This is a genomic window from Pseudomonadota bacterium (genome assembly GCA_039193195.1).
Taxonomy (GTDB): Bacteria; Pseudomonadota; Gammaproteobacteria; order Steroidobacterales; family JBCBZW01; genus JBCBZW01.
Genome location: JBCCWS010000048.1, coordinates 29,263 through 45,613 on the forward strand (window position 1 = coordinate 29,263; position 16,351 = coordinate 45,613).

General features: G+C 62.0%; 14 protein-coding genes. 13 read left to right on the top strand and 1 reads right to left on the bottom strand.

Annotation, left to right across the window (positions count from 1 at the left end; translation table 11 throughout):
* Positions 1 to 31 precede the first annotated feature (31 nt).
* Positions 32 to 1,051 carry an AraC family transcriptional regulator ligand-binding domain-containing protein gene (locus tag AAGA68_23205; GenBank protein MEM9387982.1) on the bottom strand — a complete coding sequence of 340 codons (1,020 nt, stop codon included), beginning with the start codon at positions 1,049 to 1,051 and terminating at the stop codon, positions 32 to 34.
* 277 nt (positions 1,052 to 1,328) lie between these two features.
* On the opposite strand from AAGA68_23205, the gene AAGA68_23210 reads away from it, so the two are divergent.
* From AAGA68_23210 to AAGA68_23270, 13 genes are all read left to right on the top strand, one after another.
* Positions 1,329 to 2,066, top strand: a complete 738-nt coding sequence (locus AAGA68_23210; GenBank protein MEM9387983.1) for a hypothetical protein — start codon at positions 1,329 to 1,331, stop codon at positions 2,064 to 2,066.
* 28 nt (positions 2,067 to 2,094) lie between these two features.
* Positions 2,095 to 3,774: an SPFH domain-containing protein gene (locus AAGA68_23215; GenBank protein ID MEM9387984.1), complete on the top strand. Its 1,680-nt coding sequence runs from the start codon at positions 2,095 to 2,097 to the stop codon at positions 3,772 to 3,774.
* Positions 3,775 to 3,815: 41 nt separating this feature from the next.
* On the top strand, positions 3,816 to 4,790 hold the full coding sequence (locus AAGA68_23220; protein ID MEM9387985.1) for a protease modulator HflC: 975 nt from the start codon (positions 3,816 to 3,818) through the stop codon (positions 4,788 to 4,790).
* Positions 4,787 to 6,019, top strand: coding sequence for a protease modulator HflK (locus tag AAGA68_23225; protein MEM9387986.1), 1,233 nt, complete (start codon positions 4,787 to 4,789; stop codon positions 6,017 to 6,019). Before AAGA68_23220 ends, AAGA68_23225 begins: the two co-directional genes overlap by 4 nt.
* Before the next feature lie 116 nt (positions 6,020 to 6,135).
* Positions 6,136 to 7,947: a cation-translocating P-type ATPase gene (locus tag AAGA68_23230; protein ID MEM9387987.1), complete on the top strand. Its 1,812-nt coding sequence runs from the start codon at positions 6,136 to 6,138 to the stop codon at positions 7,945 to 7,947.
* A complete protein-coding gene (locus AAGA68_23235; GenBank protein ID MEM9387988.1) occupies positions 7,947 to 8,615 on the top strand; it encodes a DUF2490 domain-containing protein in 669 nt (222 codons plus the stop codon). The genes AAGA68_23230 and AAGA68_23235 overlap by 1 nt, the downstream gene beginning before the upstream one ends.
* 687 nt (positions 8,616 to 9,302) lie before the next feature.
* The gene (locus AAGA68_23240) at positions 9,303 to 10,052 is read left to right on the top strand and encodes a hypothetical protein (GenBank protein ID MEM9387989.1); all 750 of its coding nucleotides are present in this window, start codon (positions 9,303 to 9,305) and stop codon (positions 10,050 to 10,052) included.
* Positions 10,053 to 10,096: 44 nt separating this feature from the next.
* On the top strand, positions 10,097 to 10,630 hold the full coding sequence (locus tag AAGA68_23245; protein MEM9387990.1) for a BLUF domain-containing protein: 534 nt from the start codon (positions 10,097 to 10,099) through the stop codon (positions 10,628 to 10,630).
* Positions 10,631 to 10,658: 28 nt separating this feature from the next.
* Entirely contained in the window at positions 10,659 to 11,135 is a 477-nt protein-coding gene (locus tag AAGA68_23250) for a BLUF domain-containing protein (GenBank protein ID MEM9387991.1), read from the top strand.
* 444 nt (positions 11,136 to 11,579) lie between these two features.
* A complete protein-coding gene (locus AAGA68_23255) occupies positions 11,580 to 12,578 on the top strand; it encodes a hypothetical protein (GenBank protein MEM9387992.1) in 999 nt (332 codons plus the stop codon).
* Between the two features lie 100 nt (positions 12,579 to 12,678).
* Positions 12,679 to 15,264: a hypothetical protein gene (locus tag AAGA68_23260; protein ID MEM9387993.1), complete on the top strand. Its 2,586-nt coding sequence runs from the start codon at positions 12,679 to 12,681 to the stop codon at positions 15,262 to 15,264.
* 164 nt (positions 15,265 to 15,428) lie between these two features.
* Positions 15,429 to 15,884 carry an Lrp/AsnC family transcriptional regulator gene (locus AAGA68_23265; GenBank protein MEM9387994.1) on the top strand — a complete coding sequence of 152 codons (456 nt, stop codon included), beginning with the start codon at positions 15,429 to 15,431 and terminating at the stop codon, positions 15,882 to 15,884.
* A gap of 96 nt (positions 15,885 to 15,980) precedes the next feature.
* Positions 15,981 to 16,351, top strand: a 371-nt coding sequence (locus AAGA68_23270; GenBank protein ID MEM9387995.1) for a hypothetical protein, incomplete at its 3' end; no start/stop codon positions are given.

Genomic DNA, 16,351 nt, shown 5'->3' on the forward strand with positions numbered 1-16,351 from the left:
CGATCGGGCAGGCGGTAAGTGGGCGGCACGCCTATTCACCCGTGGTGCCTGCATAGGGGGCGATGCGAAACTCGACCAACGGCTGTCCCGTCCACGACTTGATGGCGCGGCGTAGAGCGCGTGAGTCAGAGAAGCCGCTAATGCCCGAGAGGTCCTCAGCGCTTGTCGTCGGATCTCGCATCACCTGCTCACGCAGCAGTCTAAGGCGCGCTCGCTCGATGAGCTTGCCAACGCTCGTACCCTGGCGTTGGGCGACCCTTTGTGCCGTGCGACCACCCATTCCTGCCTTGGTGGCCGCGCGCTCCACGCTGAAAAAGCCCATGTTGGCGCACACGTTGACAGCACTGACCAGCTCCATGAAGTCGGCTACCTCGGAACCGCTCTGCCGCCGGGCTGCTCTTTGCTCGAGTTGCCCTAAGGCCTTGCGGAAAGCTGCATGCTCGTGCGCGCTGCGGTGGTGCTCCACATTCGATTTTCGCCACACCAAGGAGTAGCTCTGATCTTCGCAGTGAAAGCGAACGGGTGCTTGAAAGAAGTCCTCGTAGGCGGTGCGCACGCCGTTGCGGTCGAAGCGTAGGCGCACTTCGTGCGGTTGCCCATCGGCGCGAAACACCGAACGCATAAGACGCACGAGTACGCCCATTACCACCTCGTTGCAGCAGCCGTTGTCGAACTCGATGCCAGGGAACCTGATCGAGAAGCGCGTGTAGGTCTTGGTTTCGTCGAGCGCGGCAATCAAGCCGTTGTGAAAGAGATCGAAGTAAGAGACTAGCGCCTGGAGCCCAGCGCGCCCCGTTGGGGCGAGCTGAACGGCTCCTTCTAGCCCGGAAAAGAAGCTAAAGGGCGCGCCCTGGGCCACCTCAATCGCGGGCGCAACGCCAAGTCCTTCCTCGAGCACCTGTGCGAATAGGGTAGGTCCGGCGATCGCCGGCAGAGGATTCCCTGGGTTCAAAGCACCCAGCGATACGCCGATCAGACTCTCAATGCGATCCCTTGGCATGCCGCAGCGCAGGGAGTACCGAGCGAGGCTGAGCACCGGATCGGCGCTCACAGTACCTGAACGCCCGATCAGCCCTCGACCCCTCCTAGCCCGCTGGATGCTTGTTGTCGTCCTCACCCAACTCTCCTGCAGTCACGTTGAAGATTTCCATCGTGCCCCCATTTTCGACGCACCGTCGGTTTTTTCTCAATACGACATCGTGTGCGGTCTTTGGGCTCATTCCGGGGGCAAAAACCTGGCGCGATTTGTCCTCCCTCCGACTCGCGAACTGTGGGAGCGTCGAAAGCATTCATTCGTGACCGAACGGCCACGCTCAAGGAGAGGGCAGATGAGTCGAACCGAACCTAGGAACAACAATCAGGACGGGCAGGTCCGGTTCACTCGCAAGACCGTTGTCTTCATCATCTTGGCCGGTGCGGTCTGTGCCTCCGGGGTCGCTGTGCAGCAATTCTTCAGCACCCGCGGGGACACGGCTTTGGCGAGCGGCGCCATCGTGCCATTGGCGAGCGTCTGGTTTGTTATCTCAAATTGGTACTGCGCCAACGCGAGCTTTCTCTACGGTCGGCATCACCTGCCGCTGTGGTTCATCGTTCTCGGCTGGTTTGGGCTGGCGGGCGGTGGTACAGATCATCTCATCGAGCTGTACTCGTACCTTCGCGGTGACCACCAGCCATTTGCTGAGCATTGGGTGGATATGCACCTGTTCGGCATCCCCATGGTGTGGTTTCCCTTCGTCGCCTTTGGCGTCACGTCGCTGATGGGTATCTGGGGCATGGTGTACGTGTTCATCAGAAATGCGCCCAACGCGTCGCTCGGTGCGAAGTGCTTGTTTGGGGTCTGGGCCTTATTGGGGGGGCTATGGGGCATCGGCTTCGAGCCCGCTTTGGTGCAGCACTCCACGATCTCCTGGTACGTAACGCACACGTTCATCACCCATGCTTTGCTGTCGATGCTGCCCGTCTACATCGTTTGGTTATACGCCTCTCACATCAATGTCTTCTCCTTGATCCCGCGACCCTCCCAGGGGGTGGGAATCTCCCCGCCGGCTAGCGCCGTCGCGCGCTAGCTGTCGTTGACACAACGCCAAGCAGTCGATGGAACACGCGCCCGAAGATGATGCGCTTCGCCGGCATGTCGAGTTTTCCGGCACGCTGCTGCCCGCCCTTCTTCTCGCGAGTGCCCTGGTTTGCCTGGCGGTGGCAATGTGGTCGAGACATCACACGGCAACGGCTGCCGCCGCATGGTTGGGCCTACAGGCACTGCTCTTCCTAGAGCTCAGGTATCGGCTTGCCGCTAGCGTGACGGACCATCACGCCGCTGGCTCAGGCGCGTTCGTACCACCGGCGTTTCTCAGCTCGGCGCTAGTTCTGTGGTTGCTGCTAACGAGTTGTGTTGGCCTCGGTTACAATGCTCCGACGAGGCCTTTTGACGGCGGTAAGAGCGCCGTCGCCATCGCCACACTAGCGGCTTTCGTAGGTCTGAGTTTCGCACTCGCCAACTACTTCGAGCGTAAATCAGCGTCAGATCTGCTCCAAGCGAAGCGCTTGGCGAGTTGGTGCCGCGCGTCGATATGGTTGACTACGACTGCGCTGCTCTTCTCACTGCTACTGGCCACCGGAATAGTCCAGACTCAGAAAGCGATCGTGCAGGGGTTGATGCTCTCATCCCTGCTTCCCGTGCTCGAGTGGCTCGTGCGTACACTCGCCCACGAGGACGGGCGTGCATCGCTCGTCGGCGATGTTCGAGGGATACCCCTGCTGTTCGGTCGACTGAACCCTGTGCGGAGCCTGTTCGCTGCAATCGAGCGGGCGACCGCCGTGGACGTGAGGAGCACCTGGGCGCTCACGTGCATTCGGCGCCTATTCGCTCCGCTAGCAGTGGCGTTGGCCCTTGTGCTGTGGCTCTCGAGCAGCCTTGTGACGGTAGGTGTCTTGCAGAGCGGGGTGCGCGAGCGCTTCGGTGCATCAGTGCTGGAGGAGGCGCTCGCTGCTGGCTTGCACCTCAAAGCCCCCTGGCCCATCGAAGAGATTCGGCAGGTGGAGACTGCTCGTGTGCGATCGATTCCACTGGGCTATGTGGGCCCGATGGAGGGTGCCTCGCTTCTCTGGACCAGGGCACATGCGCAAGAGGAATACAGCCTTCTTCTCGGTGATGGCCGTGACCTTGTGACTTTCAACGCCTCGCTCCAGTACCGGGTGCTGGACGCTTGGTCGTGGCGCTATGAGACGCAAAACCCCGAAAAGGGGCTGCGCATAGCGGCGGAGCAGGCCTTGCTGAGTGCCACGGTCAGCCGTTCCTTGGATGAGGTGCTGTCCGACAACACGACAGTGCTAGCTCAGCAGATCGAAGAGGCGATCCGTCAGCGGGTGAAGCAGTACGGCGTGGGTGCGCAGATTATGGGGCTGTCGTTGCAGGGGCTGCACCCGCCCGTAAGCGTTGCGGAGGACTATCAAGCCGTGGTCAGCGCGCAACATGAACGCCAGATCGAGGTTCTGGCCAGCCTCCAGTATGAAATCGAGACCGTTCATGCGGCGCAGGTCGCAGCGCTCGAGAGGTTGGCCGATGCGAAGGCGGCGGCTGTGGCGAGGGTCGCCAGCGCACGCGGCGCGGCGAAGACCTTTCGACAGCTACAAGCGGTCCACGCGCTCGCCCCAACCGCCTTCGAGCAGCACCATCGGTTACGTGCCCTCGAGGCGCTGGTGAGGGACCGCCCCTTCGCAGTGATCGATGAACGAATCGAGCGGGACGGAGGGGTGCTGTGGTTCGAGAACTGAGCGAATCAAAGTCCTTCGTCACACCGCGATCTGGGGAGACGATGTCTCGCGGTCGGACGGTGCTGCGCTACCTGGTCGGTGGGGTCTGCGTGGTCGCGCTACTCGGGTCCGCCATCGGCTATAGCGTTCCGCAAGGGCATCAAGCCGTGGTGGTGCGCTTCGGTGAGGTGGTACGGGTGACTGAGCAGGCGGGCCTTCACCTCAAGGCTCCCTGGCCGATCGAGCGCATCGTGGAGATCGATGCCCGTCGCCGCTGGCTGTCGACGCCGCCAACGGAACTGCTGACCCGGGATCGCAAGAACATCGTGCTCGTGACCGGCGCGGCCTGGCAGACTCGCGATGCCGTGCAGTTCTATCGTGCACTGGGCTCGCTCGAGCAAGCCGATGAGAAAATCAACAGTCTCATGGTGAATGCTAAGATCGCGGTGTTCGGACGCTACGATCTGTCTGCCCTCGTCTCTACGGACTCCGAGGCCTTGCAGGTGGAGCGCATCGAGCGGGATGTGCTCGAGGCGGTGAACGAGGTTTCATCCAGCAAGTACGGCGTGGAAGTGGTGCACGCCGGATTCCAGCGAGTCTCGCTGCCAGAGCAGAACATTGTGTTCGTGCTGGAGCAGATGCGCGCCGAGCGTCGTCAGTTCGCAGCTCGATTCCGTGCGCAAGGGAGTCTGCAGGCAGCTCAGGTTAGGAGCAGGGCAGATCTCGAGGCCGCCCGGATTCTGTCGCAGGCCGAAGAGCAGGCGGCGCAGATACTCGGTGAGGCAGAGGCGGAGGCAGCCCGAATTTACGTCGATGCCCACCGCACTAACCCTGATTTCTATCACTTCATGAGATCGCTCGACAGCCTTGCCCGGACCTTAGGTCGCGACGCCGGTGTCACGCTGCGCACTGATTCAGCTCCCTTCGAGTTGCTCATCAGTCTGGAGGCAGGATCGGGCACCAAGGTGCACGAGCGTGGGGCGCTAACGTCCGTTCCAGCGAGGTCTGCGCTCGAACCCGCGGAGGGCGGCGAGTGAGCCGAGCTAGTAGTCTGCGCCGGGTAGATCGTGGCCCGAAACGACGACGCTCCGGCGCCGATCACGAGCTTTTGCTGTTCCTCTCGCCGCTCACTCGGTTGCTTGGGTTGGCGTGGCAGCGAATGCCGCTTGTCGTCGCTTCCTTCGCGTTGCTCTACGCCGTCTCGGGGATCTCCATCATCGAGGCAGACGAGGTAGGGATCGTGCTTCGCTTTGGCGCGATTACCCGTTCCTCCGATGGCCCTGTGATTCATCGTCCAGGCATGTTGCTCGCCTATCCAAAGCCCTTCGACGAGGTTATCAGAGTCAAGGTCGATCGCATCGAGACGATCGTGATCGACGAACTCGCCCTACCGCGTGGGCAGGTCCGCGTGCGCGGCGCGGCGGGCGAGGATCTGGCGGGGGCCCAAGAAGCAGACGGCGACCCGCATGGGTTCGAACAGCGGTCATCTATCGTGGGCTATGCGCTCACGGGTGATCGCAACCTCGCCCATGCTCAGCTCGTTGCCCGTTACCGCGTGAGCGACCCCATCGAGCGCCTACTGTTGGCGTCTGACGCTGAGGACTTTCTCCGCTCAGCGCTGCGCGAGAGCATGACGAGGCTTGCGGGGGGCAGGCACCTCGATGACCTACTGGGTGGCGGGCGGGAGCAGTTCGCTCGGGCAGTGATGCGCGATGCCCAATCGAGGCTCGATAAGGTCCGTGTGGGCCTCGAGCTCGTAAGCATAGAGCTTGAACACCTCTCGCCCCCGAGCGCCGTCGAAGCGGCTTTCGACTCAGTACAAAGCGCCTACATCGAGGCCCAAACCCTGGGACGAGAGGCCAACGTTTACGCCGCTCAGTTGGTGCCGGCCGCGAAAGCACAGGCGCAGGAGATCGTCAGCCGCGCGCGCGCAGCGTCCCTTGCCTTGACCTCCGCCGCGCGAGCCGAGTCGAGTGCCTTCGCGGCCCTACTACCGTCCTACCAGGCGACGCCCGAGTTGGTGCGGCAACGGTTGTATCGCGAGGGCCTCGAGCGCGCGCTGGGGGGAGTTGGTGAGCTAAAGCTCGTGCCACCTCCTGGCGCCGGTGGTTATGGGGGCACGCGTTTCTTGCTGTCCCTACCTTCGGGGTCAGCGTCCTCGGCGACCCCATCCGTCCGCGCCGTGGGGGACGTGGACCAGGCCGAGCCCCCTCGGCGCGAAAGTGTTGCGGTCGAGTCGGTGCCGACCGAAGGCTCGAGCCTGTGACGGGGGTCCGACAGTTGAGCGCGATCGGCGAGGCCGTCGGGGTCTCCGACCGAGCCAAGGCTAGCGTTCTCACTAGGCGTGAGCGCAACAGCATATCGAGGAGGCTAGGCGTCAATATGCTCGGCGCCGGATTGTTTCTCGTAGGCCTGTTGATCGGGCGCGCGGGGGGGCAATTCGAGGTTGGCCAGCTGTTTCAGTTCGCCGCCGCGTTGATGGTCGGCGCCGGGGTTCTCCACCAGGCGTTGCGTGGTTTCTTCAGTGTGCCACCGTACAACTACAGCGAACAGCTCGTAGCCCTCGCGGTGTTGGCGGCCATCGCCTCCGGCGATTTCCTTTCGGCCACCCTGGTACCGCTGCTCCTCGAGATCGGACATCTGTTCGAAGAGCGCAGTGCCCTAGGTGCGCAGGCAGCGATCGATCGCCTGGGCCAACTCTGTGCTCGCACCGCCACCGTGTCGATTGATGAGCAAGAGCGTGAGATGCCTGCGGAGGTGATCGAACCAGGTCATCTGCTAATAGTGCGGCCGGGCGAGGTGATTGCGGCGGACGGCGTCGTGCAATCAGGGCACGCCAGCCTTGACCAGAGCCCAGTCACCGGTGAGTCCAGTCCCAATGGCGTCGGCCCCGGAGACGCTGTGTACGCCGGAACGATCAACCTGGACGGACTGCTCGAAGTGCGCGTGCAGAAGGCCGGCCGCGGTACCGTTCTCGGTGAGGTGATTCGCATTCTCCGGGAGGTCGAGAGTGCCAAGACGCCGGTCGTGCGCTTGCTCGAGCGAGGTGCCGCCGTGTACCTCCCCGCCGTTGTTACCCTGGCCGCCCTCACCCTGTTTGTTACGGGTGAGCTTAGCCGCTTTGTCACTGTCTTGGTCGTGGCCTGCCCCTGTGCCCTCATCCTCGCAGCGCCCGCCGCGATGGTGGCGGCGATGGCGACGGCGACGAAGCGATCCATCCTGATCAAGAACGCGGCGTTCCTCGAAAGGGTGGCCACGGTCGACACGCTGGTGCTCGACAAAACGGGAACTCTGACCGACAGCGTTCAATCGGTCGATCGTGTGCAACCGTGCGACGGAACGACCGAAGACGACATACTCCGCTTAGCAGCGGCGGTGGCGCATGGGTCTCGCCATCCGGCGGCACGGGCCGTCAATTCCGAGGCGCAGGCACGCAAGCTCGCGGTACCAGTGGCACGGGATACTCGCGAGTATCCAGGGCGCGGGGTGAGGGCAACCGTCGACGGTGCAACGGTGCAAATCGGTCGCGCGAGCTGGCTGAGGCAGTGCGGCGTAGCGGGGCGACTGGAGTCGCAGGGCGCTGGGGTGTGGCTGGCTCGCGACGGCACGGCCTTGGGGTTCATCGCCTTGTCGGATCACCTGAAGGAGGGCGCGGAGGAGGCCATCGCGCAGATGCGGGCACTCGGCTTCGCTCGCATCGTGCTGCTGACCGGCGATCGCGAGCAAGTGGCCAAGCCAGTGGGCGAGCGCCTCAAACTGAACGAGGTTATCGCCGAGGTGCTCCCCGCGGAGAAGCTCTGTGTCGTAGAGCGTGAGCAAGCGGCTGGGCGCCGCGTGCTGATGGTGGGCGATGGCATCAACGACGCTCTCGCGATGTCGGCAGCCGACGTCGGGGTGGCCGTGGGCGCGCAGATCAACGAAGTGGCCTTGGGCGGTGCCGACGTCGCATTACTCTCGAACGAGCTGCGGTGTTTGCCCGATGCGGTGGCACTGGCCGACCGCACCCGACGGGTGGTGTTGGAGAACGTGGTGGTCGGCCTCACGTTCTCTGTAGGCATGCTGGCGATCGCCAGCGCTGGATGGATCAATCCTGTCACTGGCGCGCTACTGCATAACGCGGGCGCCGTCTTCGTGGTCTTCAACAGCTCGAGGCTCCTCGAGCGAGGCAATCCACTCGAGCCAACAGGTGTGTGATGCAACGCGAGCCTAGGACTCTCTATGTCGCCCTACTTTGCGCTGCTGCCGGCGGCGCCATGGCGCAAGAGGTTACGCCGGAAACGCCGTCTGTTTCCACCGATCTGGCGACCGACATTGCCGTCGAGTTGCTCTACCTTGGTGTCTCTAAAAACCTGACAGAGGGATGGACTGGGCAGCTGTATGCAGCCTACGGCATCGACGACAGTATTGGCCTCGGTGTGCTCGACCTAGCGAAGGCGCTCAACGACAACATTCAATTGGGAGGGCGCTACCAGTTTCTCGGTGCTGACGGGAGCAGTGATCAGCATACCTTTTGGGGCTATCTCAACGCCCAGCGCTTCTTCGGCCAGTCTTGGCGACTGGATACGAGGCAAGTGTTGGAGCAACGTCTGAACACCTCCGGTGTTAACGAGCGCACGCGCTACAGGCCTCGATTCCGCGTGAGCTACTTCGGTGACATGGCCGGTGTCGAGTTCCAGCTCTACGCTTCCGTAGAGCAGATCTTCAACCTCACGGACGACGATGACAATCAGACAAGCTGGGCAAGCGGGCTGTACTTTCGCCTGAACAAGCACTTTCAAATAAACGCGTTCCACCAGTGGACGGAAACGGAGAGAGGGCCGGACTTCCGCTTCCCTGGTGTGGGGCTTGTGGGCTTCTTCTAAGGATGCTGGTGGCGGCCTCGTCGTGTGGCTCCGGCTATCGGCGCGTTTGCAGCTGCTTGCGTACTTCTACCCGGTATTCTGGGGCAGTTCCCGAGCTTTGCTCTGACGATCACTCCCCTGTATCTACTTACGTTGCTGGGGTTGCTGCTGTCAGCGCAGGTCGACTGGCGGATCAGCTATCGCCGCAGGCCTTGGATCATCGCTGTGATTCCGTATGTGCTGATTGGCCTAATCACATCATTTGTTCACTTGCCCCTCAATCTGCAAAAGGGAGCAGCGGTCTACTCTCCCTCGAGTGCGGCTCGCGATGCCCATGGGCTGATCGGCCTTTTCCGGGACGCCGCACTCGAGGATGCTGACCGAAAGCGATCCTGTTGGCTCCTGTGGAGTGATGCGCGGCGCGATAGCGTCGCTCGGGATCTACCGCAGGCTGTGGACCTCGTAGCGCCCCCTGGCGCCCCCTGATTCGCGAATGGCCCATTTTGGGTTGTCGCTCAATTATGCGCGGCTCATCACAGTCTCGAACTGCGCGCTGCTTCCCAAGCCGTCTCACCACCGCGCGACGAACAGGTCTACTAAGTCTGCGTCAGGACTAAGCTTCGGTGTCCGGGCAGCTGCCTGGGCGTGACGAGCTGGCGTGTTGGCCACAAAAGCTGAGAAGGCAACAGGAATTGAGGACGTGAAACTATGTTCACCGGCAACGAGATTCTCGCTAAGACCGAGAAGGGGCTCGCCCAAATGCGCGTGCAGGACGACGCCCTGCTGCCACGCGAGGCACGCTCTCTGCTGATCTTGATCAACGGCAAAGACACGCTAGAGCAGTACCGAAACGCCCTCAGTGCCAGCAAGGTATTCGAATCTCTGGGAGGGATCGATCAGCTGGTACAGCTGCTGTTTGATCTGGAGTACCTGTGCGCCAAGTCGCAAGAGCAACCTGAGACCGGTGAGCAGCTCAATTCTCGAGCCGTGAACTCGGCGCACAGCACGGCTCTAGATCACGCGGCAGAATACGCAGAGGAAATAGTGCTGGCGAGCGATGACACCATCGACGCACCTCTGCCGCAGCTAACCAATCCGCCAGAGGTTGCAGAGGGAGAGGCCGCGGGCCGAGCGCCGGTGGTTCGACTCGAGGACAAGCGGGCCGAGCAGGCGATGGCGAGCCTGCGAGAGCATCAGCCTGAGCCTGCGCCGCGCAAGAGGCAGCCGCAGGTGACCCATAAGTCGCCTAGCGTGGACTGGCAGGCTGTGCGTGCAGCCCTAGCGGAGGCGATCGAGCGCCACCCCTCGCTCGATGATCCGTGGACCTGGCTGTTTCAGCTAGAGAGGTGTGGCAGTGCGAATGATTTGCTGCAGCTCCTCGATCACTTCGAGAAGACGACGCGCAAGCTGCCACGCGGGGTGGCGAGGCTGGCAGCCGCCCTGCGAGCCGCCAGCTAGCGTTTGGCTCGTCAATATAGTGAATCCCAGTATTTCAGGTATCCATGATGAGCAACCTACAGAGTAACGACGAAGCCCTAAAGGCCATGCACGGTGAGCACATCTTGCTGCGACTTACGTACATCAGCCGGTACAACAACCACAATGAGTCGGATGAGCTGCAGCGTATCCTGTCCCAGGCGCAGGAGAACAACGAGCGCAACGGCATCACCGGAGTGCTCGTGTTCAATCACAACTACTTCCTGCAGAGTATTGAAGGGCGGCGTCCAGTGATCAACAATCTGCTGCGCAAGCTAGTTAGGGATTCGCGTCACTTCGCTCTGCAGATCATCGAGGCCAGAGAGATCGACCAACGCCGCTGGAGCGGGTGGTCGATGAACTACCTGACGCCCACGAAGAAGTACCAGAACGAGGCTCTTCGCTTCTCCGGTGGAGCTACTTTCAATCCGTACCTGATGAGCACTAAGCAGGTGATGCTGTTGATCGAATCGCTCACCAAGATGCAGGAGCATCGAAGCCGCGCCGAGGAATCGATCAAGTCCTCACGCAAGCTTTTTGGTCTGCTGAAGGCCAGTTGAAGCGGTCAAATTCGAGAGGAACGGAACAATGAGCGAAGTCCATACCGACGCCCACATTCTCATCTCGCTGACGTACGCCAGCCGAGCGAATCCGGATGTATCGCCAAAGGACTTTCAGGAGATCTTGCGTCAGGCCCAAGAGAATAACCGCGATAACGGCATTACGGGGATGCTGACCTTCAATCGCGAGTACTTCCTGCAGACAATTGAGGGTCCTCGCGCTCAGATCAATGGGTTGTTAGCCAAGCTGATCAATGACCGCCGCCATCATGATCTTCAGGTGATCGAGAGCAAGGAAATCAAGGCCCGAGAGTGGGCGCAGTGGTCGATGAACTACGCCTCGCCGACAGAGGGTAATCTCGCGACGTATCTGAAGTACTCGACGACGGTGCAATTCAACCCTTATCTGCTCAATGTGGAATCCGCGCGCCTGTTGCTGCGCGATCTGGGTCGTCGAGCAATTCAAACTGAGAGTGCGGCGCCGCTCGCTGCGAGTGCCGGCTGAGCCTCGAGGGGCGGATGACAACCAAGGCGTGGAGCAACGTCCCCGAGGGCGTCTTGATCCGACGCCCACTGAATCTGTCGCTGCGCTCGTGCATTGCGCCGCAAGGCGTCAAGGCACTCGCCAGCGCCTGACAAGAAGCGCAGGACCGCTGGGATGCTACCGTGGCATCCCCATAGCAGTTCCGAGATCCGTTGTCGTCTAATCTCAATCCATGCGGCACCCGCGATGACGCCGGAACGCGGGTGCCTCTTGCAGGCTCCCATTGTGGACCCTGTAAATCACTGCAAGACTATCGTTTGAGGTCTTGACCGCAGGCGAGGGCGGGGCGAACGATGAGCCCTCATCCACATGGTGGCCCCACCCCGCGAGGGACCCAGCCCTGTGCCTGAGTAGCACCGCAGCCGACTACGATTAGGCGGTCTACGAGGTGTTGGGCGGGCGAGCGTGACCACCACAACCCGGATCGTATCTTTGGATAGTGCCTACTTTGCGGTGCGCCCGGACCTGGTGTTGCAGGCGAAGGAGATCTTTCGCATCCGCCCTTCGGCGCTTGAGGCAGGGGAGAAGCGCCTGTTGCTTACAGCGCAAGCTATCGCGGGCGGCCGACGCGCAGACCGCTGGGGACACCACACGGAAGCGGTGATCAAAAAGTTCTGTGCCAGCACCGCGGCTTGCGGGCAACCACCGCTTCCTTGGTGGGAACTGCTAGAGGATGCACACCAATACGATGGCGTAGAAGGAGTGGCGAGTCGCACAGGGAACCGCCCGCTAGGCACGACCAACCGTTATCTTGTCGATGCCGATCGCCTGTCTTCAGCGCTGATAAGCGCCAAATTGTCGCCAGCCCAGCTAGCCGAGACGAGCGCCTGGCCTGAGACTTTCGTGCAAGCGCTTCTCGACGGCCGTTGGCCGTCGGTGAGCCAGCAGACGGCGCGCCATTTGGAGGATCAGTTTGCCGAGAGCATCGTCGCGCCAGTTACCGGGAAGCCGCCTGCGGCTGATTTGGTAGCCGTCGGGGCGTTGACTGAGAGCGGGATCAATCGTCCCCTTCGCGTGTTCCTCGCCCTCGCGGTGGCTGCGGCAGTGGGGACAGCCACCTGGTGGTGGCGCGAGACAGTCCCTACCTCGCCCGCCACAACGCCACTCCCCGTCGAGCTTGTCGGCTACTGGGACTACGACGAGATCGACGCTCAGCACCTCAGCCACGGCTTGCGGGTGTTGGAAGCGCCAGGCGCCGCGTTTGGCACGCAATGGCAGCGCCGCCTGGAGCTCGCCGACCACGGCGAACTCCGCCCGCGCGCCCGCCGGCTTTGGCCCGTCGAGCTGCACCGCGACGCTCGCCGGGTCTGCATCAACTACCCCGGCTATCCCACCTACGCGGCCTTCATCGACGCACCGGGGGACGACGCTGACGGGGTGTACCGGCTCGGCCCGTGTGAATGACCTACTTCATCACCTAGATAATCGCCAATAGTCACTGGATACTCACCTGGCGCAAGGGACACCGTGACCTCGACGGATACGGGTTAGAAGGAGACTTCGCGTGAGTAGATTGCTCCGAACGATCTGGGCGCAGCATCCCGGGCTCACGGCATGCTGCTGGATGTTCCTGGCGGTGTTGAGCGCGGGCGTTCCGAGGGCGCATAGCGCCACCTTCGAGCAGCTGGTGACCGATACGGCACCGCCCGTGAGCGACGCTGAAGTGGCGCGGCTTAAGGCCAATCTCGTGGGTGCTTACCGGCCGGTGACCATCGTCAACACGCGCTACCTGGTGAACGCGAAGCCCCCCGGCGGCCCCGTGTTCCTCAAGACGCACGGCTCGACCACTCGGGACAAGCGCCCGCCGAAGTACAACGTGTTGGAGTGGCAGCTGGAGGTAGAAGGCCAGATGACCGTGAGCGCGCAATCGATCGCCGAGATTCGCGCGTACTGGGACAGATTGGAGCGCGAAGCGGTCGAGCTCCAAGAGTCTGTGCAATCACTGACCGAGGAGCAGCGCACGGCCACTGGCAAGGCCAAGACGACACTACGGGATCGATTCAAGGAGACGCGCGCGCGAGAGCGCCGGAACAAACGAGATCTAGCCACCACCAAGGTGATGCACGCCGTGTTCGAGGACGCGTTGCGGGAGGAGATCGCTGCGCTGAACTTCGCCCTGATACGTGCCAGGTCAGCGGTAGCCGTGAACTACCATGAATCGACTGATTCGGTGAGCAATCTCGAGCAGCTGACGGAATCGATCGCGCTGCGAGAACCGCTGCTGATCTTCGACGGGGGCTTCTACCTGTTCGAGGCCCGTCCGTCGCCGCGATTCAAGCGCTACGAACGGCGCGGGCCCAACGTTGGCTCGCAGACGCGAGCGATCCTCAACGACACCTACAATCGCTGGGGCGAGCGTTGCGCTGTGCTGCGCAAGTTCAGCGCTGACCTGCAAGACAACAGTTTGGTTCAGCGCTGCGAGACCACGCGCGATCAACTGTTGCAGTGGCCGGGTGTGATCGAACGATCCAACCACCTTTTCTGGGGCGAAGTGGCTGTGCCGGAACCCACCCCGGCTGAGCAAAATCTGTTCCTCCGTCCTACGCGGCGCGGCCTCGTGCCGGCCGCGGCCTGGCCGCCCCTCGATTACATGCAGGTGCGCGATTGCTCGACGGCGCAACTCGACTACGAGCGGATTCGAGGCCGCAGCTTCGCCGACACCTTGTGGTCGCTTGAGCGCCGGCCGCGCTACGCGGCGCGCCAACAGGTGATCGGCAAGAACTGGGATGCAGCGCTGGCGACGCGCTACCGCAACACCGGATCGCTGGGAGCGGCCATCTTCCTGCGTGCCGACGGAGTGATCGGCATCGACAACGTCTTCGATGATCAGCATCGATGGGCCTATGAGGAGAAGGGTATCGTGCTGCGCTTGTTCGCCGGCGAGATCACCCTCACGGTGGACCCGCAGTACGATGGGATCATGATCCTCAATCACGTTCAGGCACAGAACGATCGCCTGTACACCTATCGTATGCGCTTGCTAATGCAGTACAGCGCCAGCCCCTTGTCTCGGTACGGGTTGAACGTGGATTATCTCAACAGTCTCGGCAGACGGCCGGCGATGCCCAGGGCGCTCGGACTCTGCGACGCGAGTGGAAAGCCGATCAGGGTGGTGGGCAGGATACCAAAGCAAGCAGCCTCCCCGCCCCCATCGCCTGCGGCCCGTCAGGCACCCCCGGTCACCGCCGGGAGAGTGCCTGAGCGCGCCGCCGTCCCGACACCCGGCTTGCAACCGCTGGCGAATTCGAGCTTCGAAGCGCCACGCGTTGCTCAGTATCAGTTCGCGATGGAGCAGTGGCAGGGTCAACGCCATGGCGTGGTGACTCCGCCCGCGACGATGTACCCAGGGGGGCTGGCGCCCGGGGGGCGGCAGGTCGCGTACCTGTCCAAGGCGGGCTCGTGGATGGCGCAGACCCTTTCCCATCCGCCAGCACCGGGCTGGACTTACACTTTGCAAGTGTGGGCCGGAAATCGGTTGGAGCCTGGCTTCGAGTCCGGCCATTTCCACCTGGAGTTGCTTTCCGGGGAGGAGGTGGTCGCGAGCAGACGCTTCGCAACGCCACAGAAGGGCGAGTTTGCCCCCTTCGACCTCATCTACGAGGCACCGAACACACCGCTGGTGGGGGCGTTGACCGTGCGCGTGAGAAACGAAGATGCACGTCAGGTGAACTACGACCTATTGCGCTTGTACGCCTATCCGCCCGGTAGCGGCGAGACGCCACCCGCGCTCACCCGGGAGAATCGTTCTGCGACGCCCGAGACCGCTGTCACCGCCCCTGTACAAAGGGCCACGGAGATCGTGGGTTTTTGGGACTACGATGCGATCGATGGGCAGGCCATTGCGGCCGGGTTGATCCTGCGTGCGCAGACGGGTAGCGCGCTAGGCGAGCGATGGTCCTCCGTCCTCGAACTCAAGCACCATGATCGGCTGCGCCCCCGTGCAAGGTCCCTTTGGCCCGTGCACCTGAAGCGCGACGAGAGACGTGTGTGTATCAACTTCCCAGGGTATCCGAGTTACAGCGCCTTCATCGACATAGACGGCGATGCGCATGATGGCGTGTATGCGTTCGGTCCGTGCACAGGTGACTGAGTGTTCTGGATCCGATCGCCTGGTAGCCAAAGCACGCTAATCCTGACTTGCTGTTGGACCCGCAGCGACAAGCCCCGACATGCCTGATGGATAAAATCTCTTGGATGAGCTTAGACGAGTGAATCCATCATAATGAGGTCCAAATTCGAAGCAATTTGGTGTCGATGATGGATAAGATTGATCGAAAGCTGCTTACGCAAATCCAAGTCAACAACCGGCGTACATCCGAGGACTTGGCACAGGAGTTGGGTACGTCGCCGGCGTCCGTGCAGAGGCGGCTCAAGAGGCTCAGAGAAAGCGGCGTCGTCGAGGCAGATGTGTCATTGCTCTGCCCCAAGGCGGTTGACCGCGAGCTACTCCTGCTGGTTCAGGTGACGCTTGAACGGGAGCGGGTGGAGCTGATCGCAGAGTTCGAGAAGCAGATGCAGAAGCTGCCCGAGGTGCAACAGTGCTACTACGTCACGGGTGATCATGACTACGTGCTGCTGGTCACGGCGAAGTCCATGGAGGAGTACGAGCGATTTACGCAGGAGAACTTCTTTGCAAACGCCAACATGCGGCGATTCCATACGACTGTGGTGATGCGGAGAGTTAAAGTTGGGCTCTCGCTTCCTGTTTGAACGCCTGACGCGTTTGCTGCGTAAAGCGCGTGGGTCCGTGTCAGGTCACTCAGTCTCTCGCGCTGCACAGATGCTGGCTCCAGCAACTCCGCGACGATGCGCCTTCAGCTAAATCCGTCATTCGACCCGACCTTTCCGTACGAGTGTCTTGAAGACATCCCCGTTGACCTGGCGCGAGCGGCGCTTGCGCGGAAGGAACTTCGCGGCTGGGGTCTTGCGCCGCGAACACCCCTACATCGCTTGCCAAACCTTGCGATCGAAGTGGGTGTTGGCGAGCTGTTTATAAAGGACGAGGGTCTGCGCGAGCCGCTTAAGAGTTTCAAGTCGCTGGGTGGTGCGTACGCTTTGGGTGAGACCTTGCGCGATCGGACTGAGCGAGAATGGGGCGTTCGGCCGGATTACGCCTCGTTGTTTGATCGCAAACACTCGGATCCGGACTACTGCGCCGTCGCGGTCACCGACGGAAA

Coding starts and splice junctions, on each gene's coding strand:
- AAGA68_23215 (MEM9387984.1), top strand. CDS start 2,095: ATGGAACACGCGCCCGAAGATGATGCGCTTCGCCGGCATGTCGAGTTT.
- AAGA68_23210 (MEM9387983.1), top strand. CDS start 1,329: ATGAGTCGAACCGAACCTAGGAACAACAATCAGGACGGGCAGGTCCGG.
- AAGA68_23230 (MEM9387987.1), top strand. CDS start 6,136: ATGCTCGGCGCCGGATTGTTTCTCGTAGGCCTGTTGATCGGGCGCGCG.
- AAGA68_23265 (MEM9387994.1), top strand. CDS start 15,429: ATGATGGATAAGATTGATCGAAAGCTGCTTACGCAAATCCAAGTCAAC.
- AAGA68_23235 (MEM9387988.1), top strand. CDS start 7,947: ATGCAACGCGAGCCTAGGACTCTCTATGTCGCCCTACTTTGCGCTGCT.
- AAGA68_23245 (MEM9387990.1), top strand. CDS start 10,097: ATGATGAGCAACCTACAGAGTAACGACGAAGCCCTAAAGGCCATGCAC.
- AAGA68_23250 (MEM9387991.1), top strand. CDS start 10,659: ATGAGCGAAGTCCATACCGACGCCCACATTCTCATCTCGCTGACGTAC.
- AAGA68_23240 (MEM9387989.1), top strand. CDS start 9,303: ATGTTCACCGGCAACGAGATTCTCGCTAAGACCGAGAAGGGGCTCGCC.
- AAGA68_23220 (MEM9387985.1), top strand. CDS start 3,816: ATGTCTCGCGGTCGGACGGTGCTGCGCTACCTGGTCGGTGGGGTCTGC.